Below are 25,038 nucleotides of genomic sequence, written 5' to 3'. Positions count from 1 at the left end.
CAAAGATATGAAATGTGAGGTTTGGAAATGTTTAGGTTGTTTGAGTAGCGGGTCATTAGTCATTTTGGTCATTACTCATTAACTTTAATCGCCCCAATTAATTCCTAATTCCTAATTCTATTGGCGCATTATCTTAGCGGCATTATTGTAGCTCATTTTTCTAACCCAACGGACAAGAACTTTTGACTACACAAAACATTGCAACCACGTTACATACTAAACCGTAACATCGAAACACTCAGGGAAAGTGTAGGGGTATTTTGTTTAAAAAGGGAAATAATATCTCTTGTACCAATGCTTATTTGCCAGGCCTGTTCAGGCGTAAAACTGAATGCAACACCCAAAGGAATATCGAAATCAGCAACACCACCACCCATCATTCCTGTCGTAATTTTCAGCGCCTTTACAGGAACAAAACTTACCAAAGCCGACAGCATTGTCTGTTGAATACTGCCCGGATGTTTATTTAATGGTTGAATCACATCCACACCTATCTCCAGTTTATCGAGAGGCCTGATGGCTCCGCCGATTCGTAACTGGGCCGGCAAAGTTTGTTTGATTTCTGATTGCGGACTCCAACTGAACAGTCCGCCTGCATTGAGGAGGCTCGCAATGTCAGAATAAATATCTGCTGAGTTCACACCAATAAAATTTACAACGCTATCGAGTATGCCATCATTAAGCTTCACCAGATTACCATTCCATTTCATCGATCCCATATTCGTGACTGAGATGCCGCCGAAAATTTTGTTTTTAATAGAAACTGTACCGCCAAAATCAATTGCAAAACCTTTTCCTACCGGATAGAGGTTACCTTTCAAATCTAATTGTGGATTGGTGATGTTTGCATAGTCGATATCAAAAACAGAAGAATAAGCAGCAAAGCCGGTGGCGGTATTTTCCGAATAACTGATATCAGTAATCGCATTACCCAGCAAGAAATTAACACCTATTCCACCATAAATGCTGATGCCCTCCAAATCAATGATTTTTCTGCCATAGCTGATGTTAAAATCCCGCGTCCAGCTCGATTGGAACGACGATCCGTTGAAATACTGGGAATAGGACAATGTAGTATCAGTGTGTCCCACCAAATAACCCGCCGCATCCTGGATAATAGTATCAATATACTTTGAGTTAAGGCCGTTGAAAACCAGGTCGGCAAAAGCAGGGTTGAGTATCGCGTCACCGGATAGTTTTTCTTTCCAGGTAAATGACAATCCGCCCACTTTAGGAATCTGCAATGCAAATGCTACAGGCATCAACTCATAATTGAAAGATAATCCGTCTTCGGCGAATAGTTGCGCGATGGTTAGTTTTTCATCTTCAGATAATTTCTTTCCATGAATGATGGATTGCACCAGATCAGTTTTTGGCAAGGCGTCAGAATATACCAATCCACTTGCGTCAAAAAATGCGAAGGTCATCCGGGTTTCATCGCCGAATATTCCAAGGTTAGCAGGATTTACGCCGGCCGACTGATAATCGCGGTAAAGGGTTGAACCGGCACCAAAAGTGCCGCCGCCATAGCTTAGCAGTTCCTGACCGATTGCTTTTTTGAATGTAAAAAGGCAGATAAAAAAGACCAGCGCATTTTTGAACATGAAAGGCTACAATTTATGATGATGAAGTTAAGCTTCATTTTTCAGTAGCTTGAAATCTGTTTTCCACAGGCGAATGGCAAACTCATATGATCGATGCCTTTATATGCCGGAAAGTTTTTAATCGTTCAATTTTATCTCTATCGTTTCCTTTAACTTCTTATCATTTAAAATATTTCTCAGGAAAAAATCAATTTCCCGAGTACCGGAATTTTATGGCGGTTGATCCAGATCAGGATGGCAGAAATAATGAATACAGCTACAGCCATCGTAAACAAACGTCCATCATCATCATAAACTTCAATACCAAGTTTAGTAAGATGGAAGAAAATAGCGCCTGCCATCAGACCAAATCCCATGATGGCTCCAAGCCAGGTAGTTCGTGGAATTAAGATCAATAGGGAAGCCATCAACTCCATCACGCCGGTGCCGATACGTCCCCAGGGTTCCATTCCTAACTGAGTGAAAATATAAACCGCTTCCGGATGCGCAGAGAATTTAAAATACAAAGTTTGCAGCATGATTACCGCTGCAGTAATCTTAAGTGCCCAAAGGACAAGTTGGTTGCGCGTATGCATTTCAGACAGGGTTTATAAGGTTGCAAAATAACCCATTTTCATTTTTAATGATTATCTGAAGTAAAATAAGTTTGGCTAACCATTTCTATTTCGATAATAATCACGCAAATGCGGAACTGAAATCAAGGCAATGTTTCCGTTAACTGTAACCGGTCAGTGAAACTATTATTGAAGAGGTTTTCAGCGTTATATTTTTTCATTACCCGCAGCCAATCATCGAGTTTTGGATAGTGTTCCCTTATTGTATGCAGGTGCGATGTAAGACGGTTATTAATTTTTCCCCAATGAAATATTCCTCCTTCACGAATGAATAACTCCTGCATTTCATCAAGCAGTCCTTCTGTTCCAACGGAACCTTTCAGTACAGGCGCATCAATATAAAAAACAAATCGGTCGCTTTCAGGTGTCAGCAGCGCATTAGACTTTTTCACAAAACGAATTCCCATAGGCGATTGCAAATAGATATTACCCTCTTTTCTGATAGTTTCTAACCGCGCCATTATTTTTTCAATCAGGTCTTCAAATTTTGCATAGCTGTATTCGAAAGCCGCTTCTGTATCATACGCATGTTTCTTTATTTTTTCAGCTGCCTGGTATAGCACACGTTGTGCCTTATCGATATAGACAATATCCTGCTGGCTTTTTAAAGCATTGTGCAAAAACTTTGGAGTGATTTCCGGTTTCCTGTTGAGCCGCCACCTGGCATAGTAAAAAATAAATGAATGATTACCGAGCCTGGTAATCAGGTTTCTTTTTTTTGCACCAAACCAGTTGTATAGATTAGGAGAAATGCGGTGCTTGATCATAATGCACCAATACCGTTCATTATAACAATAAGGATTCAACAGAATCATAAAACTCCTGGTTTCCCTGAAGATGTCACCTTTCTTCAAAATATCTTTCACCGTTTCCCATGTTTCCAACCGTTTTGATTCGCGCAAAAAATATTCGGGCAACACTTCCACCACATATGAATAGATTATGCCGAAGCAACCGAGATGTACAAGTGCAGCATTAAAATCTGTGGTATTCTGCACGAGTGTTATTTCCGGTTCCATCTGATGCTGTTTAAAAGGATCCGAAATGCCTCCTTCCGGTTCAATACGGAATTTTCTTCCGTTAGAAGCAACCAATACCATTGAACGAACTGCACCACTTACAGCAGGCAGTCCTAATCCTGTTCCATGTGTTCCGGTAGCAATAGCACCTGCAAGTGTCTGATGATACACACCACCCATATTTACAATAGCAAGTTTTCGCTTCTCTAATTCTGCATACAATTGCTGAATAATTATTCCTGCTTCTATTTCCAAAAAGGTGTTTCCATTTTTGGGTTGCACAAAACTTTTATCTCCCTTCTCTAAAATACGATTCAGCTTTTTGATGTCTATCATCACGCCATTGCCACAGGCAATATCGTTGAATGAATGACCTGATCCAACAGGCCTGATAGGCAACCGATCACTTTCTGCATCTTTGACGGCAGCTACAATTTCTTCAAGTGACTCAGGATACACATAACGGATGGGATCAGCCTGAAAAGTGCTGACCGTATTCTTCCATGTTTTTCGGAATTCAGTGATCATATCATTTTTCTTTTTTGAAGATGATAAATTACTTTCCAGATTATTTCAATCACCGGACTATGTGCTCAAAAATTTCATGGCTTTGATTCCGGGAAAGAAAAAATAAGCACCGCCACGGACACGGGTAAACTGCGGCAGATTTTTGTAACGTCTTCTTATAGGTTCCGCCTGAACAGTAAATGAGTTGGTAATTGTATCACCCACATTTCTATTGGTACCAATAACCGGATCACTGTCTTCATATAGCCCACCGAACTTGTGAAACTTCACCCATGAATTCTGCACGAATTCAAATTGACGAACCAGATCGCCGGCGAAGCACATGAAGTGAATACCGCGCTCTTTGCCATCAGGCTGTGCATTCATGATTTCATTCACATCCATTGACGCTGCAACAGGTTCTCCATATGTTCTGCCCCTGCGAAGCAACCGGTGCTTCTGAATCATTTCAGTCGATTGAATTTGTGTGAACTTATTTTCTTTGGGCAAAGCTGATGATTGTTCAGTCTGAAGAAAGTCGCGCGGGTTTGCACGCCTGATATGTGCCCCGAACGGACATTTTAATCCTTCTTTATCATCTTTGAAATAGTCAAATTTATTTTCATGACGGAGTTCAGGATTGTCTTTATCGGGCGACAAGGTGAGAGGTGCGCCACCGGGCCATCGTCCCATCATTTTTGCGCCCAGGCAAATGGCTTGTAAGGGTGAGTTTGTGGAAGTTGGTTCACGTGAGTTTTCCTTCAGGTATTTCCAGAAAGCAAATACATCCTGGCTCATTTGACGCAGCACCAGGTAACTTCCATTTTTTCCCAGATCCTTCATTGCAGGTGTTTGCTCCTTTGGAGGTAAAATTTCCAGCGGATCGTCAGTACAGATAACATCTGGCGATTCTGTGTATTGGTCGTACATATTTCTGTAGCCAAGAATAAATTCACCTGCTCTAACAATATTTTCCGGCGACTGATTGGTGCTTTTACTCAGTCCCTCTATAAACGGCTGACTGATTCCATCCTGAAAACCGAAATGTTCCTTACCGTTTTTTAATTCATTGGTTGATAAACAGAGAATTTCCGCAGTCTCATGTTCAGCAAGCAATGCTCTTTCTTCGCTGCAAATTGATTCTAATGCATTCACATCCTTTGCATAAATCAGGAGCATCGCATCAATACGCGCATGAGTTGAAGTTCCCCACTCCCAGTTTGATGGCGCGTTCGCTTCATAGTCACCCAATATTTCCTGCCGGTGTTCATCGGTCATCCCTTCCTTGAACTGACGTGAAAAAGATTCGAAACTGTCTTTAGACAGACCGATCGTTTGTAATCCATGATTTGTAAAAGCAAAGTGAAAGGCAACATTATCCGGTGCATATTCAGCAGTAGTAATTTTTTCACTTACAGTACGGAGATACTTTTTTGCCTTCTGCTTATCAGGAAACTGCAGCATTAAAAAACAAGATGCATGTAAGTTGCCATAGCCACGTATCAGCAATCCCTGTATGTCTTCTTTTTCAAGTTGTTCCATAGCTCTTGTCTTATTAAAAATATTGCAACCATTGCTTTACTTCTTCTTCCTTCATTTCTCCCCAAAGTCCCCGGCGGATCAATTGATTGTTAAGCACATTCAGGATACTCAACTCTTTATGCGTAGCATACCACACATTAGTGAGCTTCTGTTGTTTTCTCACGGTGTTCATGTAACCGTTGGCATCTTTACCACCTTCAAACAATGCCCATCTGGTATAAGGATAACCATTGCCATGACCTAAAATCAGGTTTACCTTTTTTGTTCTGCGTGCAGAGTCCACAAAATCACGTGCATAGCCATCTGATGTATTGTCGAAGTATGCAATGAAGACAATTCTTCTTCCTCCATCCAACTGCAACCATCGGGCTGTATGTACAGTGGGAATAAAAATATTTGCGCGCCGTATTCTCGCAAATGCAAGCAGCACATATAAAATAACTGGACGTATAAATCCTGCTTTCAAAGGGCCGGTTACTGTCATTTCATTACATACCCGCTCGCACTCCTGATCAGCTATCTTTTTATTTTCTTCATCACTTGCATGCGTCACATTATTTTTCACTTGAATGGCCAGCTTTAGTTCATTCAATCTGAATAAGATCAACATCAACCCAAAACCAATGAGCATCGACAAGAGCAGCCAAAAAGCGATAGAAGAAAACAGGTTATGATGAAATAATCCAAACAGCGATGTTAATAGCAGGAGGAGAAAAAACAGTTGCAGCAGAATCCAGTTTCCATTCAGCGCCCAGTTATTTGCAAATCCTCGTTTCCAGGCAGTAGTTGCCCAACTGAATTCGGGTTTTGCTTTTACATGCTGCTGAATCTGATCCCTGATATTTTTTGCGGATTGCTGAAGGAAAGAGGAATTTACAGATTCCTGATCAAGGAAATTTTCTATCTCCTTTCTTAATGCCTCTTCATTTTTAATATCCTCCACCGTTGCGTATTGAAATGCATTGTAGGTGCTGTTTACTACGCAATGGCGTTTCAGAAACTGATACAGATATTTTTCAATGTTGCCATTTTCTACGTATCCTTCACAACACGACATTATCTGACGAAGTCCCGGCAATGACAACTCAGAAAGTTCTCTAATATGCGCTTTCCTGTTGCCCCAATAAGTAGTCAGCAGCAGCAGGTGGATCGGTAATAATTTTCCGTTAGGCATCTTTTCTTCCGGCACCAGCACCCAGGAAGCGTAATGAACATATTTTAGTTTCCCCATCGGGAAAACGGCATTACCGGAAGGATCTGCTTTCATTTGAAGCAATAGTGCTTCGAGTTCAGACACTTTCCCCCTATCAATCTGGAATGAAAAAGTAGCTCCGTTACAAACCGTATTCATGTAAATGAATTTGCAAACGTTATTTATCGGCAGCGGTAATGACTTATCCTGTATTCTATTCGTTACTTTTTGCGGTAGGGAATCCTGGCAAACACTGGAAGTTAATTACTACCGCTCTAATGTAGGATATAAAAATTACTATTTCAACGCCAAAATCGTGTTCAGGTCCTACTTTAAAATGGCAATTGCTTATAAAAGATATGACGCTGATCAAAACAATTAAACTGACAGGAAAATACTTCCGGAAGATTATCTTTGCCCCAATTCAGGGCCTATAGCTCAGTTGGTTAGAGCGTCGGACTCATAATCCGCAGGTCCCAGGTTCAAGTCCTGGTGGGCCCACAGGTATTAAAGTCTTTCATTTACAAATCAGATCTCCTGCTGAGATCACTTTCCATTCTTGTTTTAGAATGATTTACCAATAACTTCGTCAGCATTAGATTTCGACATTCTTCAAATTATATTTGAACTTCAAACCCATTTCAATTGCATCCGGCAACTCACATCCGCAATATCATCTTCGACTACGGCGGCGTAATCATTGATATTGACATGAAGAGAACCGAAGATGCTTTCATCAGGTTAGGTGTGAAGGATTTCAACCAGCATTTCAACCAGTTGAAGCAAACAACGCTCTTCGATAATTTCGACAAAGGGAAAATTACAGAGCAGGAATTCCGTGATCAGTTGAACAAAGAATTGGGAACACAATTTTCCGATCAACAGATCAACGATGCGTGGAATGCAATGCTGGGTGAAATTCCAAAGGAGAAATTAAAATTATTGATGGATGTGCGTCACACTTACCGCACTTTCCTGCTCAGCAATACCAACATTATCCATCTTAAACAGATTACAAAATATATGGTGCAGGCATTTGGCCGGCCGAATATTGATGCCTATTTCGACAAAGTGTATTATTCATTTGTGGTGGGACTTCGCAAACCTGACGCAGACATCTTCCTGAAAGTATTGGAAGAAAATAACTTAAAGCCGGAGGAAACGCTTTTTATTGACGACAGTCCACAACATGTTGAAGGTGCAAAATCGGCAGGATTGCATGCATTGCTTTATAACCCGGGAGAAGACTTGCGCATCTTCCTGGAAAATTACCTACAAATGAAAATAGGAGCCGCTGCTTCGTGATAACTTCCAACTTAGTGTTCTGTTAAAGTAAACTTTGGCAGGGTTCATCCCGGGCAACTTCATTGTTAATAGCTGTTACAAAACCCTGCCAAAGTTGGCACCAACTCAAGCTTAGTACAACACTAAAACACCTTGCTCACTACAGCTTTAACAGGTCCAGGATTACTCATGGTATAAAAATGAATAAGCGGAACATTGGCCTTCGCCAGTTCTTTGCATTGCTGAATACACCATTCAATACCCACTTTCTTCGCAGCTTCATCCGTAGTGACTTTTTGTAACTGCGTTGCCAGTTCTTCCGGAATTTCTACATGAAACAAACGTGGTAATGTATTCATGTGCTTTCGGTTCGTAATGGGTTTTATTCCGGGAATAATGGGAACGGTAATACCGATTTCGCGGCAACTTTTTACAAACTCAAAAAATTTATTGTTGTCGAAAAACATCTGCGTGATAATATAATCGGCACCGGCGTCCACTTTTTCCTTCAGGTACTGCAAATCCATTTTCATGTTGGGTGATTCATAGTGCTTTTCAGGATAACCCGCCACGCCAATACAAAAATCAGTAGGCACCACATCTGTAATATCTTCCTGCAGGAAATTTCCGTGGTTCATTTTCACGGCCTGCTTCAACAGGTCGATTGCATGATGATGACCGCCTGGTTCCGGTTCAAAAGAAGTCTCATTTTTATTCGGATCGCCGCGAAGTACCAGCACATTATCAATACCGAGAAAAGCAAGATCAATCAATGCATCTTCTGTTTCTTCTACCGTAAATCCACCACAGACAATGTGAGGAACAGCATCCACCTTATAACGGTTTACAACAGCCGCGCAAATGCCGACAGTGCCCGGCCTTTTGCGGATAATCGTCTTTTCAAACAGACCTTGTTCATTGCGCCGGTAAATGTATTCAGCACGATGGTAAGTGACATTGATGAATGGTGGCTTGAATTCCATTAACGGATCCAAGGTGTCATAAATGGAATGAATGCTTTTCCCTTTCATGGGAGGAAGCACTTCAAACGACACCATGGTGGAGTCTGACTTTTTTATGTACTCTGTTACTTTCACTGTTGCTGTTTATTTATAAGGTGGGCAAATATACTATGAGAAGTAAGAAGTTTAAGTTTAGAAATATGGGATAAGCTTTCAGATGGGACAAATGCAGCAAGTGGCAGACCATCAGCTTAAGAGTTGATGGTGTAATAAAACAGCATTCAGTTAATTCAGCTTGAAAGGAGCTACCAGTTGAAATTCGGGAATGTTCACTTCAAATTGACTGCCGTCAATCAATCTTTCCATAAGATAAGTGCCGTGCATATGGCCGATTTCAGTCTTCAGGTGTGAGCCGGAAACATATTGATGCGACTTGCCCGGTTCTATTACCGGCTGCAATCCCACCACACCTTCGCCTTCTACTTCGCGGGTAACGCCGCATGAATCGAAAATATACCAATGCCGGCGCAACAATTTAACCGTTTGCTCACTGCCGTTTTCAATGGTGATGCGATAAGCAAACATGAATTCATTGTTCAGTGGTTGCGAATATTCTTCCTGGTAAAAGGTTTCCACCGATATCTTGACACCTGCGGTAATCTTGGTTATCATGCGTCGTCTTTTTTACTTCCTACATCAAAAAATCCAGCATCTTTCATTATCAAAAGCATTTCCATGGAATCAACAAAATTATGCTTTTACGGTTCAGGAAAAAAGGCGAAGAACAATTCAACAAAAAAAACACATTGCTTTTCTTTCACCTGCACATCAACGTTCATCTTTCCAGATTAAAACTTCATTGGTTTTTTCCTTATTGAAATCAGGGCATTTGCCATCGCCTGTTCCTGTTATGCCACCATCAGGCTGACAGATAACATTGCATTTGGAATCATAAAGCGTACTCATCTGGTCGCAACAGGGAGCAGTTACATAATACACTTTCGCTCCTTTATATTCATATTCATAAATGGTAGTTGGCGGATCCTGCTTAGGTTTGCTTTTATATTGCTTGATAAGTTTTTGAACACATTTGGGTGCAGGACATGCGGCATGGATGTCAAGGCTGATCGCCGAAAGAAAAAAAATGCCTGTGATCATTAATGCTGCTAATTTCATGTTGAAAATGGTTTTAGTAAAAATGAATCTATGCATCCAATGTTCGATTTTAATAAGTGCCAAATGTCCCGTTTCTCATGCCGGCAGCACCGCTCTCCCGCTAAAATAATAAAAAACGAACGTGATTACACCACTGCAGCAACTAAATGATACACTCTTCGAAGAAAAGCAGGTCCGTGTTTTCATCAAACGGGATGACCTCATTCATCCGCAAATCAGCGGTAACAAATGGCGAAAGCTGAAGTATAACCTCAAGGCTGCGAAAGAACAAGGGCATCATAAGCTGCTCACTTTTGGCGGCGCTTATTCAAATCACATTTATGCAGTAGCTGCTGCCGGTAAGGCATCCGGATTTGAAACCATCGGCATTATTCGCGGTGAAAAAGTGCTGCCACTCAATCAGACATTGACCTTTGCAAGTGAACAGGGAATGCAATTGCAATTCATCAGCCGCGAAGAATACAAACAAAAAGAAAAAGATGATTTCATTGATGCGCTTCGCCGTGAATTTGGCAATTTCTATTTATTGCCGGAAGGCGGAACAAACACGTTGGCAGTAAAAGGTTGCAGCGAAATTGTTGATGAAATAACAATTGACTGCGATTATCTCTGTTGCGCTTGTGGAACAGGTGGAACATTGGCAGGATTAATTGCAGGAGCCAACGGGAAAAATAAGGTGCTTGGCTTTTCAGCACTCAAAGGAATGAATGAACTGGATCAGAAAATCACAACACTGGTGAATAATTTATCAGGAAAAACATATTCCAACTGGTTAGTCAATCACAATTTTCATTTTGGTGGTTATGCTAAAATGCCGGAAGAGCTTCAGTTATTTATACAAGGCTTCCATTCCAAACATTCAATTTTATTGGATCCTGTTTACAATAGTAAAATGATGTTCGGCATTTATGATTTAATTAAGAATAATTTCTTTGAAAGAGATACTGCGATCGTTGCACTTCATACCGGCGGATTGCAAGGTTGGAATGGTTTCATAAAATAATGACACAGGAAACGGATCAAAAATTATTTTGATTTCGTGTACTGATAAACAGTGTCCTTCTTCAGTAGTGGATTTCCGCCGGAAAATCCCTGTTGATCGATTGTCAAAATAAAATTGTTGAAAAACACGGTTCCGAGATGCGGCAAAAAAGTGAATTCAAAATAATTATCAGTTGATTCCTTAACAGGAAAAACAGACAAAACATCTGAGTAAAACTGGTGATACAATGAAATGGTATCTATAGTTTGTGATTCAAATACAATTGTGCCATCATTATCAGACTGAAGTTCTTGCACATTGCCGGCCCCGGAAACAATACAACCGACATAACCAAGTATCATCGTGTTTTTATCCTTCACCTGAATCACCACTCCTGTCTGTTTTCGATGATCCTTCTTTTCCAGCTTAAAATCTGAGCCCGGCCAGGGTTCGGAATTAAATATGATATTGTTTCCTTCCGATTTCCAGGTTCCTTTACCTGAACGGTCCATGGCACCATAAGAAAAAAAGAATTCAAAAGTATGATCTTCTGATAGCTGAAAACCGGAACCCACTTCCATAACACCTTTCAGATAGTATTCACCTGCAATTTCTTTGTCTTTCAACTGTGCCTGGGTTTCTAACGTGAAAAATAAGAGCGTGGAAAAAATCAGTACCTGCTTTTTCATTAAATGTTTTTCAGACACCTTATCGGTGAGCTTGTGAGAACGAAAGATACCGGAATTTTAAAATTCAAATCGTAGAAGATAATTGCAATACATCAGCTACAAATTATTGAACTACGATTTTTCCATTGGCAAGCGTATATCCATTATTTTTCAACCGATAAAAATAAATGCCGCTGTTCCACCTGCTGCAATCCAATTTAATAACCGGATCATAGGTGACTGTTTGTTCATTAATTTTTTTTCCTGCCAGGTCAAAAAAATCAATTGATAATTGCGGGTAATTCAAAATTGCATCCTGAGGAATTTGCAGGAATGCAAAGTTATCAGCAGGTTGAGGATATACAGACAATTTTACTTCTGCGGGAACTGTTTCCGCTATGCCTACAAGACCTGCTAATTTCACTACCCAAAAATCTTTCTTGCCATGGTTTCCGGATACGTCAACATCCTGCGATTCTGAATAGCCTGTCAGAATAAAACCTTCATCCGGAGTTGGCTTTGCTGCATAACAAACATCATTTAAACTTCCTCCGAAATTATTTTGCCATTGAATTACACCATCCAGATCTGTTTTAACAATCCAATAATCCCATAAGCCGTAATTATTTTCCACATCGCCACCGGTTGATTTTGAATAACAGGAAAAAATAAATCCATCATCTCCCACCGCTTCCACTCCTGTTGCTACATCAGTGTTTAATCCGCCCATGCACTTCGACCACAAAATAGTACCTGATTCATCAAGTTTAAAAATACAGGCATCATCGTCGCCGTGATTACCCGTAACATCTCCATCATTTGAACCCGAATAACCGCAGACAATAAAACCACCGTCATTCAAAGCCACCACACCATTTGCCGCATCATAGCCGCTGCCACCGATGGAACGTTGCCACTGCAGATTACCCGAAACATCTGTTTTCATAACCCAGACATCGTAGTCACCATGGTTGCCTGTTACGTCGCCGGTGTTTGATTCAGAAAATCCAACCAGTATATATCCACCATCCGGACAAACTCTCACATCAGCCGCCTTCTCATAGTCAATTCCACCGTAACTCTTTTGCCATTGAATATTTCCGCTGCCATCTGTTTTCACCAACCAGAAATCGCTGCTGCCATGGTTTCCGGTTACATCTCCATCGTTTGATTGCGATCCACCGGCCAGGATTAATCCTCCGTCAGGAGTGATTCGCATGCCACCGAAGTCATCATAATTTATTCCGCCAAAACATTTTTTCCACTGCACAGAACCGGATGAAAATAGTTTTACAATCCAGAAGTCAAAATCATCACTGTGATTTCCTGAAACATCCACATCATTGGAACTCGTGCTGCCGCCGATAAAATATCCGCCATCAGGAGCCTGCAGACAACTGCTGGCAAGATCACTTCCGGTTCCACCCAGGTGTTTCTTCCATTGAAAATTTAAAGCAGGATCCAGCTTCGCAAACCAGAAATCATAATTGCCGCCATGTTGCACTTCTGACGGCTTCAGCAAATCACCATCACTGGAAGTGGAACCGCCGGCTACTAAATAACCACCGTCCTGCGTCACAACCACATCATAAGAAATATCATCCAGCGAACCGCCCATGGCATGCTGAAACTGAATGGCAGGAGCCTGTGAAAAAACATTGACTGAATGAAGAAGTCCAAATAATAAAGTAGCTAACCGGTAATACATAAAAAATGTTTGAAGGCTAAATTAGGAAATGAAACGATAAGGAATGATATACGATGTGGTCCTGGACTTGATTTCAGCGATGCACTATGGAGCATCATAAAGACGGAGTCATGAACGCCGGACACTTTTTTTATACAGATGTGGCACAAAAGATTGGTTGATTCATTTTTAAATCTATAAAATTTCTGCATGAGTAATAGAAGAATGAATGAGAGCTATGCGTTTATGCTAAATTTTCAGCCGCAAAAGGAATGTAGGTCAGTAAAGGAAGTGGTTCCAAACTGCCTTTCAGTCTTGCCACAATCTGTCCGCGATGATAAGAAGAGTGGTGAACGATGTGCATGATCGCATCAGAAACGCTCATCCTTTTTTTGCTACCGTCCAAAGGAAAAATGAAATCTACAATTCTGTTTAATTCATCGGGAGAAGCCTGTTGCAGATAATCCAACCAGTTGGCAGTATTTTCTGCGTCCAGTTGCTCACATTCTTGCAAGGTGCGTTCCTGCCAAAGCGTAGTAGAAATGGGTGTTCCATGAACTCTGCTCAACCACATATTGCCTGAGGAAAGCAAATGAGAAAAAAGCATCAACGATCTTTCATCAAGTGGATTTACCATTCTCATTGATGTGAGCAATTTGGTATTCGCCCAATGTTCAAAATTTATTTGTTTGATCAACAATTCTTTCATGATAATTCTTTTTGTCTGTGTCTTTTGAATATCGTTGCTTGAAAATCAATGGCGTACAATTACAGTAAGTTCTTTGCTCATTATTAAAATCAATGCGTTATCAGTCTTTTCACTTAGCTGCTTTCAGGTAATGATCCTTCGACTTCTTGTCCAGCTTTTCAATCGCATAACGCAAAGTTACGCGTGGCATCGTAACAGCGTATTTGTCCAGAAAAGTAAGCAACATACGTTCATCCCTCTTCCCTGCTTCCCGGATCCAGCCGCCGACAGCTTTGTTTATCAAATCATGTTCATCATGAACAAGCAACTCCGCAATTTTAAAAGTATCAATAAGATCATTTTGTCTGATGAAATAATAAGTGCTTACGATGGATGTTCTTCGTTCCCAAATATTTTTTGACCTGGCCAGTTTATATAGAATCGCTCTTGGTTTGTCAATCAGGTAACCACCAACAACATAAGGTGCACTGCGGTCTACAAGGTCCCAATTATTAATTCTATCGTGTCTTTTGATATACAGCTTAAACAACTCCTTTCTACTTGCTGCCGTAATTTTTTTATCCCTTGCCTGAAAATCCATAATGCTTACCGCACCCATTCTTGCTTCGTAATATTCGCTTTCAATCAACTTCTCCACTTCATCAATTGACATCTTCGAAAACTCTTTCGCAAGGCCGAAAATGGCAGACATTGCAACGCCTAAATTTTTATTTGCTTTATCCTCATCCCTGAAAAACCTCGAGTTGTCTGCTTTAGCAGTAGTGCGTAGCGCTGTTAACCTGTGCAGGAATTCTTTCGCTGTAACTCCTGGCGTTGTTGACTTATTCTTCGTTGGTGGAGAGGTTTCCCATTTTCCGGTCTGTTTTGCAATGTCAATTAATTTTTGTCCGTGTTCGGTCATCAGTCCTTCCTTAATCAACTTTTCAACCCTGTCTCTGTTCGGTTTACTCCATTTACTGGTTTTCGGATTGCGCGGTGTAAATGTGAGGTAGTAGCTTTCAGCATCTCTCTTTTTGGCTAAGCTGTCTATCCATCCAAAACACAGTGCCTCCTCCGTAGCATCATTGATATTAACGCAGGGCACTTTACTTTTTTTGTGATACAATATGAGCCATACAGATTTCTCCTTTTGGCAATTTGATTTTAACCATTTACGCCAAACTGCTCTCGTTTTGGCATAGACAGCTTGTTTTCCATCTTTTGTTTCCATGCAATAATTATGAATTTGTTTGGAGTAATATTTTTGAAGAAACTCTATTGATCACAAATGCTGCCATGTTTGCCGGCCTCCAGATAATTTTTATTGTTTCGCTTTTGCCGGATGTATTATTAATCATGTTGTGAGGATTAACCAGTCAGATATTCACTAACGGTTAATATTTTAGTTTTTCCATATTCCTGTGGTCATTTGCTTTTGGAGATAGTGAATTTTCATTCATCAATGCAACAAACGTTTTGTTGTAGTCAAGAACAATCTTAAAAATCTGGGTTCAATTTTATACGCATTACTAACTTTGATTTCCCTTCAATGCATTCCATCCCTGCGCTTTCAACGGATGCACATTGTTTCCTTTCGTGATCAATACAGCACCTTTATCTTTCGCAGTCATGTGGCCAATGACAGAAATGTCAGGATTGTTCTTCACCTTTTCAAAATCTTCCGGAGCAATAGTGAATAACAATTCATAATCTTCCCCGCCACTCAATGCACAGGTAGTTGGATCGAGATTAAATTTGAGTGCCATATTATAAGTCTCTTCTGCGATCGGAATTTTTTCTTCGTACAATTTGCAACCCACTTCCGACGACTCACACAAATGAAGAATTTCTGAAGATAAACCATCAGAGATATCAATCATGGAAGTGGGCTTAATTTCCAAAGATTGAAACAGTTCAATGATATCCTTTCTCGCTTCCGGCTTTAGTTGTCTGCCAACAATATAGGTTTGATTTTCAAGGTCGGGTTTCACTTCCGGACTTTCAAGATACACACGCTTCTCCCGTTCGAGCAATTGCAAACCAACATAAGCTGCACCAAGATCACCGGTTACACACAGCAGATCGTTTTCAGATGCACCACTTCTCAGCACGATATCGTCAGCGTTAATTTCTCCTATGGCCGTGATGCTGATTACAAGTCCTTTCAGACTGGACGTTGTATCCCCTCCAACAAGGTCAACACCATATTTCTCACAGGCGAAATAAATTCCTTCATACAAATCATTCACCGCTTCCAGCGAAAAACGATTGCTGATAGCCAGCGAAACCGTGATCTGCTTCGGCATGGCATTCATCGCATAAATATCAGAAAGGTTTACAATCACCGATTTGAAGCCGAGGTGCTTAATCGGAACATACATCAGGTCGAAGTGAATGCCTTCTATCAACAGGTCCGTAGTAACCACCGTCTGCTTTCCGGCTTCAAACTCAATAACCGCAGCATCATCGCCGACACCAATTTTACTGGATTCATTTACCAGCTCAATATTTTTTGTGAGATACCGGATCAGGCCAAATTCTCCGAGCTCGCTGATCTCTGTTCGTTCTTCTGATTCCATGCTTTTTTTGGGGTGAAGTTAGGGGAAAAAAGTAGTGAGTAGCGAGTAGTTAGTTGTCATTTGCTTGTTGCCGGTTGTCAGTTGTCGGCTGTCAGGAGCACAACTTTGGAAAGGTTAGAAACAATCAATAAAATAATTGCACTCGCCTAACTTTTCCAAAGTTTCCGGTTACAGCTTTTTAAAGTTTTGCAGTGAAACCTGCAACCATGTCCGTTTTTTAAGAAATTTGCACCCTTCGATTCATCCGAATATCTCCGGCTTCACCGCAACCATTTAACAATTTAACCATTTAGCCATTAAACAAGATGCAAATCACTTTTCAATATACACCTGCCATCCTTCAACGAGCCCACACACTCCACTATAAAAAATTCTTTCTTTTTCAGTCACGTTTACCAATGATCATGGGATTTCTGGCCATCTGGGCCGGACTGTTGTTATTTCTTATACTTGGAAAAGACGGTAACCGTTTTCTCAGCGTCTCGCTCATCTTTTCAGGTATTGTTGCCGTTGCCATTTATTTCTGGCTCATGCAAACGACCGGAAAAAGGGTTTATAAACGACTCGCCGAATACCATGCTCCTTTTGTGATGACAATCAATAACGAATCAATCCTGATGACGATCCATGAAAATACCTATGAAATGCCGTGGAAAGAATTGATAAAAGCGGTGATTCTGCCCGACATGATTTTGTTGTACCCTTCAGAGAAGATGTTCTATATTTTTCCGAAAGAAAATTTTAAGGCAGGTGAATTCGACAGCTTTGAAGCAATGGTGAAAGAGAAAGTAGCTGCTATTTTTTAATTTTTATGTTATGGAAATTTGGGACTTGCCGCATCTATGCACGCGTAAATACGTTCAACGCTTACTTTTGTAAATTCAGCATTCATCCATTCTTATGAACAAACAAGCTTTGGTAAAGTCAACACTTTTTGTCCCACTCGTAATCATTACAGTGTTGCTGCTCAATCTTTTTCTTCTTTTCGCTTTTCAATCCAACCCTAATGTTATGCTACCCACCAGGAATTATGACGCCTATGAAAAACTATGGAAGGAAGTTGATACACTGGAATCGAAAGGACTGCCCAAATCAGCACTGGAGAAAGTAAATGCGATCTATGCATTGGCCAATAAATCCGATAATGCGCCGCAAATATTCAAGTCGCTTGTTTATACGCTGAAATATAAACAGGTGTTGGAAGAAGGCGAGGGTGAAAAAGCATTGGAAGCTTTTGAAGCAGCGATCAGCAAGAGTCATTTCCCCACCAAAAACATATTGCAATCCGCCGCTGCAGAGTTGTATTGGAACTATTACCAGCAAAACCGTTGGAAATTTTCAGAACGTACGCAAATAACAGGAATTGAAAATAAGGATATTGAAACCTGGGATATTCCTAAAATTGTAAATCACGTTACAGAATTATACAAATCGTCGCTGGAAAATGTGGACTCACTGCAACAAACTTCCATTGAACCTTTTGCCGCGATTTTGGAAAAAGGTAATATGACGACTGTCTATCGTCCCACACTTTATGATTTCCTTGCCCATCGCGCTCTTGATTTTTTTATGAATGAAGAAGCGTATGTCACGCAACCTGCTTATAAATTTAACATCACCGGTGAAGAAGTCTTTCAACCCCTCGAAAAATTTACCGCACTTAAAATTGTAACGCCTGATTCCGTATCCGGAAAATTCCAGGCGCTTCGAATGCTGCAAAATCTACTGGCATTTCATGCTAAGGAACATAACACTACCGCATTAATTGATGCCGACCTCAAGCGTTTTCAATTCCTCCGTGCCAATAGTGTAAGTGAACTGAAAGATTCTTTATACCTGAAAGGATTGCTGCAGTTAGAAAACAGGTTTGCAAAAGATTCTTCAAGTGGCGATGTGTCTTATGCCATTGCACAATTTTATATGGAAAGCAGCAACTTATATGCACCGCCGCTTATTAATGATCACCGGTTTGACAAGAAGACAGCCATGAGCTATTGCGAAAAAGTGATCTCCAAATTTCCAAACAGCATTGCAGCAAAAAACTGCAATGCTTTGCGCGAAGAAATTCTCCGGAAAAATATTTCATTAACTGTTGAAAAAGTAAATCTTCCGGCACAACCCTTTCGTGGATTGTTAGAATACCAAAATGTGACCAACGTTTATTTCCGCATCATAAAAGATGATGAAATATTGCTGAAAGAGTCCGGGAAGATGGACGCCGAAAAACAATTTTCGTTGCTTTTGCAACAACCCGTTTTAAAATCCTGGTCACAATCACTTTCAGATCCGGGAGATTACCAATCGCATGCAGCAGAAATTAAAATTCCGGAAATGCCTTTGGGTAGCTACATTATTCTCGGCTCAGCAGCGGAAGATTTTTCCCTGGCGAATAGCGGAATTATGAAAGCCGCGACCACCCTCTCAAACATAGGTTACGTCAGCAAGCGCTATAAAGATCATTACAGCTTTTATGTGGTGAATCGTGAATCAGGAAAACCGATTTCCAAAGCGAATGCAAAAATTTTGGCGCAGCAATATGATCAGAAGAACCGCACCTATCAATTCAACGAAATCGGTGATTACACAACAGACGCAAACGGGTATTTTGAAATTGCGCCATCCACTATTAATCAAAATTTCAGGGTGGAATTTACAGCCGGCGATGACAGGTTAATGGCCGATGATTATTTCTACCTCTATCGCTATACAGAAGAAAAACAGAAAACCCTGCGCACAATTTTCTTTACGGATCGTGCCATTTATCGCCCGGGACAAACTATCTATTTCAAAGGCATTGTATTGGAGAATGAAGACGATAAGAATTCACTCCAAACAAAATTCAAATCAACAGTTGAATTCCATGATGTCAACGGTCAAAAAATTCAATCGCTTGATTTGGTTACCAACGATTACGGAAGTTTCCAGGGATCATTCACTGCTCCCACAAATGGATTGAATGGTGAAATGGAAATCCGAAACAGTTCGGGCAGTGTGTCTGTTTCAGTGGAGGAATATAAACGTCCGAGGTTTGAAGTAGTGTTTGATACATTGAAAGGAAGTCCGCGCTTGAATGAATCAGTAAGCGTAAAAGGAAAAGCAAAATCTTATGCAGGTGCAAATATTGACGGAGCTACTGTTACCTATCGTGTAGTGCGCCAGGCAAGGTTTCCGATTTGGTATTATGGCATGAAACGGGGAGGTTATGATCGATTTTCAAGTGAGATGGAAATTGCAAACGGTACAACTGCTACTGATGCAAACGGAGCATTTCAGATTTCTTTCACAGCCATTCCTGATCTTAAAATTCCTGCAAAAGAAAAGCCGCAATTCGATTACAAAGTGATCGTGGATGTGGTGGATATTACCGGAGAAACACATAGTACAGAATCAATTGTTTCAGTAGGTTATGTTTCATTGACTATTGAGCTTTCTATTCCGGAAACCGTTTCTAAAGATTCATTGCAAAATTTTGAAATCAGCACGAAGAACCTCAATGGAATTTTTGAACCCGCAAACGGAACAATCACTGTTTCCGCTCTGCAACAACCTGATCGCATCTTTCGTGAACGGCTTTGGAAACGTCCTGACCAGTTTGTTATGACGAAGGATGAATACTACAAATCATTTCCAAATGATGTGTACGACAATGAAAATGATTTTACAAGCTGGTCAAAAAAATCTGCAGTTGTTACACAATCCTTCAACACTGCTCTTTCCAAAATATTCTCCCTTCCGAATTCACTTGCTCCGGGAAAATATGAGCTGGAGATTACGGGAAAAGATAAGTACGGTGAAGATGTAAAAGTGAAAAAATATTTCACGGTATATGCTGCGAAGGATAAAGAAATTCCGTTGTTGCAAACGTGGTGGATGGCTGATGTATCTCCAATGGCTACAGCAGGAAACACCATACCACTTCAGTTCGGCACTTCGGAAAAGGAAATGCATGTCATCTATGAAATAGAAGCGAAAAATTTCAGTGAACGAAAATTATTGGATTTTAAGAAAGGAAAAGAAAATCTTTCACTACCCATCACCGAGAATTTTAAAGGCGGTGTAAACATGAATGCAATTACTGTAAAGCATGGCAGAGTTTATTCCTTCAACCAACAAATTTCTGTTCCTTATGCTGATAAAGAGTTGAAACTCGAATTCGAAACCTTCCGCAACAAATTATTGCCCGGACAAAATGAAGAATGGAAGCTGAAAATCTCAGGATCGAAAGGTGAAGCGGTAGCCGCTGAAATGGTGGCTGCGCTTTATGATGCATCACTCGATGCTTTCCGGCCACACAACTGGATGTTTGATATTGAAAGCATTTTTTATCCATTCTCCAATTGGGACCAGGGCAATTGTTTCGGAATAATCAATACCGATTTATTTGCTCCGGCATGGTTAGGCTATGGTTCTTATTTCTCCCCCATTTATGATCAACTGAACTGGTTTGGATTTTCAATTGGTTATGGTGGAAGGGTAAGATCTGAGATGCTTTATGCAGCTCCGATGGTGGAAAAAAATGTGGCTGCTGATGGGATGATGAAGACAAGAACAGGAAACAATTTGCAAAAAGCAGATTCCACAACCCTTTCTAATGCCACACCTAAGAAACAGGTGCAGGAAGAAGTTTCAGCAAGAAAAAACCTGCAGGAAACCGCTTTCTTTTTCCCGCAACTGCAAACAGATGCATCCGGAAATGTGATTTTCAAATTCATTATTCCTGAAGCACTCACGCGCTGGAAATTTCTCGGCTATGCACATACCACGGATCTTAAATATGGCATGATCACCAAAGAAACCATTACACAAAAAGATTTGATGGTTACTCCCAATGCGCCCAGATTTTTCAGGGAAGGAGATCAGCTTTTCTTTACTGCCAAAGTCACTAATCTTTCTGATCATGATTTAAACGGCCGTGTCACATTGCAGTTGTTTGATGCGCTTACCATGAAACCTATTGATGCTACATTTGGAAATACAAACAACGATCAGTCTTTCACGGTAGTAAAAAATCAAAGCAGCGCACTTTCATGGTCACTCACAGTACCTGAAGGAATAGAAGCAGTCAGTTATAAAGTGATTGCAAAAGCGGGTAATCAATCTGATGGAGAAGAAAATGTATTGCCGGTGTTGTCGAATAAAACACTGGTGACAGAAAGTTTACCATTGAACATTCGTGGTAACACCACAAAGAATTATTCTTTCACAAAATTGTTGCAGTCAGGTAATTCTTCCACGTTAAAAAATCACAACCTCACATTAGAAGTCACAAGCAATCCTGCCTGGTATGCAGTGCAGGCATTGCCTTACCTGATGGAATATCCGTATCAGTGTTCGGAGCAAACCTTCAATCGATTTTATGCTAATTCACTCGCTGCCGGTATTGCGATTTCCAACCCCAGGATCAGGCAGGTGTTTGATCAATGGAGTAATCTTAATACAGATGCTTTGCTTTCCAATCTCGAAAAAAATCAGGAACTGAAATCACTCCTGTTGCAGGAAACACCGTGGGTGTTGCAATCTCAGGATGAAACAGAACGAAAAAAGCGCATCGCACTTTTGTTCGACCTTAACAGGATGCGTAATGAAATGGATGCAGCCATCATGCGACTTCAGCAACTGCAGTCATCAAATGGCGGCTGGTCGTGGTTTGCAGGCGGACCAGATGATCGTTACATCACGCAATACATTGTTACAGGCATAGGTCATCTGACATATTTGAAATTGAGTCCTGTAGATGAGCGAATAAACAGCATGACGACCACTGCCATTCCTTATCTCGATAACCGGATTCGTGAAGATTATGAAAACCTGATCCGTTATAAAACAAAATTGGATCAGAATAACTTAAGCTATTTCACAGCTCAGTATTTATATGCTAGAAGTTATTTCAACGACATTCCTGTGCAACCGGAAAATAAAAAAGCAGTTGAATATTATAATGCACAAGCTCAGCGCTACTGGACTTCACAAAGTATTTATGCGCAGGGCATGATTGCATTGGCATTGTATCGCATGAATGATAAAAAAACACCGGTTGCCATTATCAAATCACTGAAAGAAAATTCTATCACGAATGAAGAACTGGGTATGTACTGGAAAAATAATAATGGTGGTTACTATTGGTACCAGGCACCTATTGAAACACAGGCATTACTTATTGAAGCATTTGATGAAGTTGCAGATGATGCAATATCAGTTGACAACATGAAGCTGTGGTTGCTGAAACAAAAACAAACCAACGACTGGAAGACAACCAAAGCAACTGCCGAAGCTGTTTATGCATTGCTGCTTCGCGGAAGTTCGTGGCTGATGAATGAACCGGAAATTACTGTGTCACTTGGAAATACAATTGTTGATCTCGGCAAACAGCTAACACAGGCAGGCACAGGTTACTTTGAAACAAATTGGAAAGAAAACGAGATCACTCCGCAGATGGGCAATATTAAAGTGACGAGAAGCAGTGCTGATAATGGTGTGAGCTGGGGCGCTGTCTATTGGCAATACTTTGAGCAGTTGGATAAAATCACGACTTCCGTCAACGGAACCATCACGCCACTTTCATTGCAAAAGAAATTATTTCTGCAACGAAACAGCGCGACCGGTCCTGTAATGGAACCGATCACCACTTCTACTTCATTAAAACCCGGTGATCTTGTTAAAGTACAGATTGAATTGCGTGTTGATCGCGACATGGAGTATGTTCACATGAAAGATCTTCGCGCTGCTTGCTTCGAGCCAATCAACGTATTAAGTGGTTATCAGTGGCAGGATGGATTGGGTTATTATGAAGAAACAAAAGATGCAAGCACGAACTTCTTCTTCGATCATTTGTCAAAAGGCACTTACGTATTTGAATATCCGTTGCGTGTTCAATTGAGAGGAGATTTCTCTAATGGAATCACAACCATTCAATGTATGTATGCGCCGGAGTTTACCAGTCATTCAGAGGGTGTGAGAGTTGTGGTAAAGTAATCCTGTACGGATTCCAGATAGCTGAAAAGAAGTGTTGAGTTGCCATAGTGATGTTGATTCATAATAGTTATTTCATTTTTTCAGCCCAACAATACGATCAATATTTTTTTCAAGCCCATCTCATTATTAATCTTTACTCCGCGATATTCAGTTGCTGCTTCTAAAGCACGCCACACGTCCAATCCCTCCTGCCCTTCCGAATAAAAAAATCCACGCCGCTTAAAGTATTCCGCTAAATATTCCTGCTCCGTTTGTCCCGGTGTAGGAATGAAGATGGCTTTGCTCCCAAGTGTTGCGAGATCCATAATAGTGGTGTATCCGGGACGGGAGATGATGATTTCGGAAGAAAGTATGGCGGTGTTGAGTGCTTCGGTTAACAGGTAATCTACCTGTGTGAAATTTTCTGAAATGCTAACGGCTTGATTCGATCCTTCAGCCATGCCGCGAACAAGAAACACTTTAAGCGGATGATTAGAGTTTCGATGAACAAATTCAGTTTCAATTTGGAACAACTGTTCTATCAATAATTTTTCAAGCAGCGTGCGTTGTGGTTCCGGTCCGGAAAGTAAGAGCAGGAGATCGTATTTCTTTTTTTCTTCCCGGCAGGTGAATCGTGAAACAGGGCCAATGAAAATTGCATTTTTGGGTAAAGGATATTTGTGTGATAATTCACCGGAAAGATTATCAGTGCCTTCAAAATCAGGAATCCAGCAAGCATCAAATTTTGACATGAAGTAATGATTAATGCCATTGATGAAGGATTCCAGCCATACAATATTTTTGGGAAGTTTGATGCCTGTTTGATGGGTGATCAAAACAGACTTTATTTTTTTAGAGTATAAACCATAACGGTTATCGGAAATAACGGCATCAATTTCTTCTTCAGTAATTATTTTTTTTAATTGTTTATGTTCCTTAATAACGGAAGCAATCAGTTGAGGTAATTGTAGCAGTAACTTTAAAGTAAGGCTTCCTTTTTCGTGATAACGGATTTCAGAGCCTGGTAAACGAATGCATTTTAATTCCGGAAATTCTTTTTGTAATAACTCCAATGCACGTCCATCAGCGGCGATGATTACTTCCGCTCCGAGGTTTTTCAGTTCCCGTATAATCGGAATGCAGCGGGCCGCATGTCCGAGTCCCCAGTTGAGCGGGGCGACGAGGATTTTTTTGGTTGGTTTCAAGATTTGATAAAAATAGAACGCGGATTTTTAGGATGGTCAGGATTATTCAGGATCTGGATTTATTTGATCAATGTTGTTTGATGGAAAAATTGCCAAATAATGTCGCCCCGCTGGAGCGGTCTGAACTAACAATGCGTTATTATCGCCCGCTGGGGCTAATGATGTCAGTTTTTTTTGATTCTAAATCCGATATTTACCAAATGATGATCAGAAAAACAGGGTGCTATTTATTATTCTTGTTGCTAGCTAGCAGCTTAATGAGCAGTTGCATCTTCAAGAAAAAATGCCAGACTTGTCCTTCATTTTCCCACGCTGATAGACAGGTTCCACTTTCCTCTCCGGTGCAAACTCCATTGCCTGCTTATATGACTTGCATTT

18 protein-coding genes and 1 tRNA gene are annotated in these 25,038 nt (G+C 40.7%); 5 read left to right on the top strand and 14 right to left on the bottom strand.

The features are described from left to right. Positions 1–209: 209 nt before the first annotated feature. The 5 genes from IPO83_11565 to IPO83_11545 form a co-directional block, all read right to left on the bottom strand. The gene (locus tag IPO83_11565) at positions 210–1,604 is read right to left on the bottom strand and encodes a hypothetical protein (protein ID MBK9731902.1); all 1,395 of its coding nucleotides are present in this window, start codon (positions 1,602–1,604) and stop codon (positions 210–212) included. Between the two features lie 176 nt (positions 1,605–1,780). Beyond that, positions 1,781–2,179: a DoxX family protein gene (locus IPO83_11560; protein ID MBK9731901.1), complete on the bottom strand. Its 399-nt coding sequence runs from the start codon at positions 2,177–2,179 to the stop codon at positions 1,781–1,783. Positions 2,180–2,301: 122 nt separating this feature from the next. After that, positions 2,302–3,765: an FAD-binding protein gene (locus IPO83_11555; protein MBK9731900.1), complete on the bottom strand. Its 1,464-nt coding sequence runs from the start codon at positions 3,763–3,765 to the stop codon at positions 2,302–2,304. A gap of 57 nt (positions 3,766–3,822) precedes the next feature. Next, entirely contained in the window at positions 3,823–5,286 is a 1,464-nt protein-coding gene (locus IPO83_11550; GenBank protein MBK9731899.1) for a Dyp-type peroxidase, read from the bottom strand. A 13-nt stretch (positions 5,287–5,299) separates the two neighbouring features. After that, entirely contained in the window at positions 5,300–6,637 is a 1,338-nt protein-coding gene (locus IPO83_11545) for a hypothetical protein (GenBank protein ID MBK9731898.1), read from the bottom strand. Between the two features lie 268 nt (positions 6,638–6,905). Between IPO83_11545 and IPO83_11540 the strand changes: the two genes are divergently transcribed. Continuing rightward, a tRNA-Ile gene (locus IPO83_11540) sits at positions 6,906–6,979 on the top strand. Between the two features lie 144 nt (positions 6,980–7,123). Then, a complete protein-coding gene (locus IPO83_11535) occupies positions 7,124–7,783 on the top strand; it encodes an HAD family phosphatase (GenBank protein MBK9731897.1) in 660 nt (219 codons plus the stop codon). Positions 7,784–7,905: 122 nt separating this feature from the next. Here the strand turns inward: IPO83_11535 and metF are convergent, their stop codons facing one another. From metF to IPO83_11520, 3 genes are all read right to left on the bottom strand, one after another. After that, positions 7,906–8,859, bottom strand: coding sequence for a methylenetetrahydrofolate reductase [NAD(P)H] (gene metF, locus IPO83_11530; protein ID MBK9731896.1), 954 nt, complete (start codon positions 8,857–8,859; stop codon positions 7,906–7,908). Between the two features lie 150 nt (positions 8,860–9,009). Beyond that, positions 9,010–9,396: a Co2+/Mg2+ efflux protein ApaG gene (apaG, locus tag IPO83_11525; protein ID MBK9731895.1), complete on the bottom strand. Its 387-nt coding sequence runs from the start codon at positions 9,394–9,396 to the stop codon at positions 9,010–9,012. 156 nt (positions 9,397–9,552) lie between these two features. Beyond that, on the bottom strand, positions 9,553–9,840 hold the full coding sequence (locus IPO83_11520; protein MBK9731894.1) for a hypothetical protein: 288 nt from the start codon (positions 9,838–9,840) through the stop codon (positions 9,553–9,555). Positions 9,841–10,021: 181 nt separating this feature from the next. Here IPO83_11520 and IPO83_11515 point away from each other — a divergent pair, with 181 nt between their 5' ends. Next, positions 10,022–10,903, top strand: coding sequence for a 1-aminocyclopropane-1-carboxylate deaminase/D-cysteine desulfhydrase (locus tag IPO83_11515; protein ID MBK9731893.1), 882 nt, complete (start codon positions 10,022–10,024; stop codon positions 10,901–10,903). 23 nt (positions 10,904–10,926) lie between these two features. Here IPO83_11515 and IPO83_11510 read toward each other — a convergent pair whose 3' ends face one another. The 5 genes from IPO83_11510 to thiL form a co-directional block, all read right to left on the bottom strand. Beyond that, positions 10,927–11,571, bottom strand: a complete 645-nt coding sequence (locus IPO83_11510; GenBank protein MBK9731892.1) for a hypothetical protein — start codon at positions 11,569–11,571, stop codon at positions 10,927–10,929. A 103-nt stretch (positions 11,572–11,674) separates the two neighbouring features. Then, entirely contained in the window at positions 11,675–13,258 is a 1,584-nt protein-coding gene (locus tag IPO83_11505; GenBank protein ID MBK9731891.1) for a T9SS type A sorting domain-containing protein, read from the bottom strand. A 223-nt stretch (positions 13,259–13,481) separates the two neighbouring features. Continuing rightward, the gene (locus IPO83_11500; GenBank protein ID MBK9731890.1) at positions 13,482–13,946 is read right to left on the bottom strand and encodes a DinB family protein; all 465 of its coding nucleotides are present in this window, start codon (positions 13,944–13,946) and stop codon (positions 13,482–13,484) included. Between the two features lie 109 nt (positions 13,947–14,055). Further along, positions 14,056–14,847, bottom strand: coding sequence for a DNA alkylation repair protein (locus tag IPO83_11495; protein MBK9731889.1), 792 nt, complete (start codon positions 14,845–14,847; stop codon positions 14,056–14,058). A gap of 607 nt (positions 14,848–15,454) precedes the next feature. Continuing rightward, positions 15,455–16,504, bottom strand: a complete 1,050-nt coding sequence (gene thiL / locus IPO83_11490; GenBank protein MBK9731888.1) for a thiamine-phosphate kinase — start codon at positions 16,502–16,504, stop codon at positions 15,455–15,457. A gap of 305 nt (positions 16,505–16,809) precedes the next feature. On the opposite strand from thiL, the gene IPO83_11485 reads away from it, so the two are divergent. Next, a complete protein-coding gene (locus IPO83_11485; GenBank protein ID MBK9731887.1) occupies positions 16,810–17,310 on the top strand; it encodes a YcxB family protein in 501 nt (166 codons plus the stop codon). Between the two features lie 94 nt (positions 17,311–17,404). Then, complete coding sequence (locus tag IPO83_11480) at positions 17,405–23,476, top strand: hypothetical protein (GenBank protein MBK9731886.1); 6,072 nt, start codon at positions 17,405–17,407, stop codon at positions 23,474–23,476. Positions 23,477–23,556: 80 nt separating this feature from the next. On the opposite strand, the gene IPO83_11475 is transcribed toward IPO83_11480, so the two are convergent. Further along, the gene (locus tag IPO83_11475) at positions 23,557–24,660 is read right to left on the bottom strand and encodes a glycosyltransferase (GenBank protein MBK9731885.1); all 1,104 of its coding nucleotides are present in this window, start codon (positions 24,658–24,660) and stop codon (positions 23,557–23,559) included. Positions 24,661–25,038 lie beyond the last annotated feature (378 nt).

The organism is Chitinophagaceae bacterium (genome assembly GCA_016717285.1).
Taxonomy (GTDB): Bacteria; Bacteroidota; Bacteroidia; order Chitinophagales; family UBA10324; genus JACCZZ01.
This window is presented reverse-complemented; position numbering and strand designations above follow the sequence as displayed.

Excerpts from the sequence above, each read along its gene's own strand:
- IPO83_11565 (MBK9731902.1), bottom strand. The coding sequence starts at position 1,604 with ATGTTCAAAAATGCGCTGGTCTTTTTTATCTGCCTTTTTACATTCAAA.
- IPO83_11560 (MBK9731901.1), bottom strand. The coding sequence starts at position 2,179 with ATGCATACGCGCAACCAACTTGTCCTTTGGGCACTTAAGATTACTGCA.
- IPO83_11555 (MBK9731900.1), bottom strand. The coding sequence starts at position 3,765 with ATGATCACTGAATTCCGAAAAACATGGAAGAATACGGTCAGCACTTTT.
- IPO83_11550 (MBK9731899.1), bottom strand. The coding sequence starts at position 5,286 with ATGGAACAACTTGAAAAAGAAGACATACAGGGATTGCTGATACGTGGC.
- IPO83_11545 (MBK9731898.1), bottom strand. The coding sequence starts at position 6,637 with ATGAATACGGTTTGTAACGGAGCTACTTTTTCATTCCAGATTGATAGG.
- apaG (MBK9731895.1), bottom strand. The coding sequence starts at position 9,396 with ATGATAACCAAGATTACCGCAGGTGTCAAGATATCGGTGGAAACCTTT.
- IPO83_11510 (MBK9731892.1), bottom strand. The coding sequence starts at position 11,571 with ATGAAAAAGCAGGTACTGATTTTTTCCACGCTCTTATTTTTCACGTTA.
- IPO83_11505 (MBK9731891.1), bottom strand. The coding sequence starts at position 13,258 with ATGTATTACCGGTTAGCTACTTTATTATTTGGACTTCTTCATTCAGTC.
- IPO83_11500 (MBK9731890.1), bottom strand. The coding sequence starts at position 13,946 with ATGAAAGAATTGTTGATCAAACAAATAAATTTTGAACATTGGGCGAAT.
- IPO83_11495 (MBK9731889.1), bottom strand. The coding sequence starts at position 14,847 with ATGACCGAACACGGACAAAAATTAATTGACATTGCAAAACAGACCGGA.
- thiL (MBK9731888.1), bottom strand. The coding sequence starts at position 16,504 with ATGGAATCAGAAGAACGAACAGAGATCAGCGAGCTCGGAGAATTTGGC.
- IPO83_11485 (MBK9731887.1), top strand. The coding sequence starts at position 16,810 with ATGCAAATCACTTTTCAATATACACCTGCCATCCTTCAACGAGCCCAC.
- IPO83_11480 (MBK9731886.1), top strand. The coding sequence starts at position 17,405 with ATGAACAAACAAGCTTTGGTAAAGTCAACACTTTTTGTCCCACTCGTA.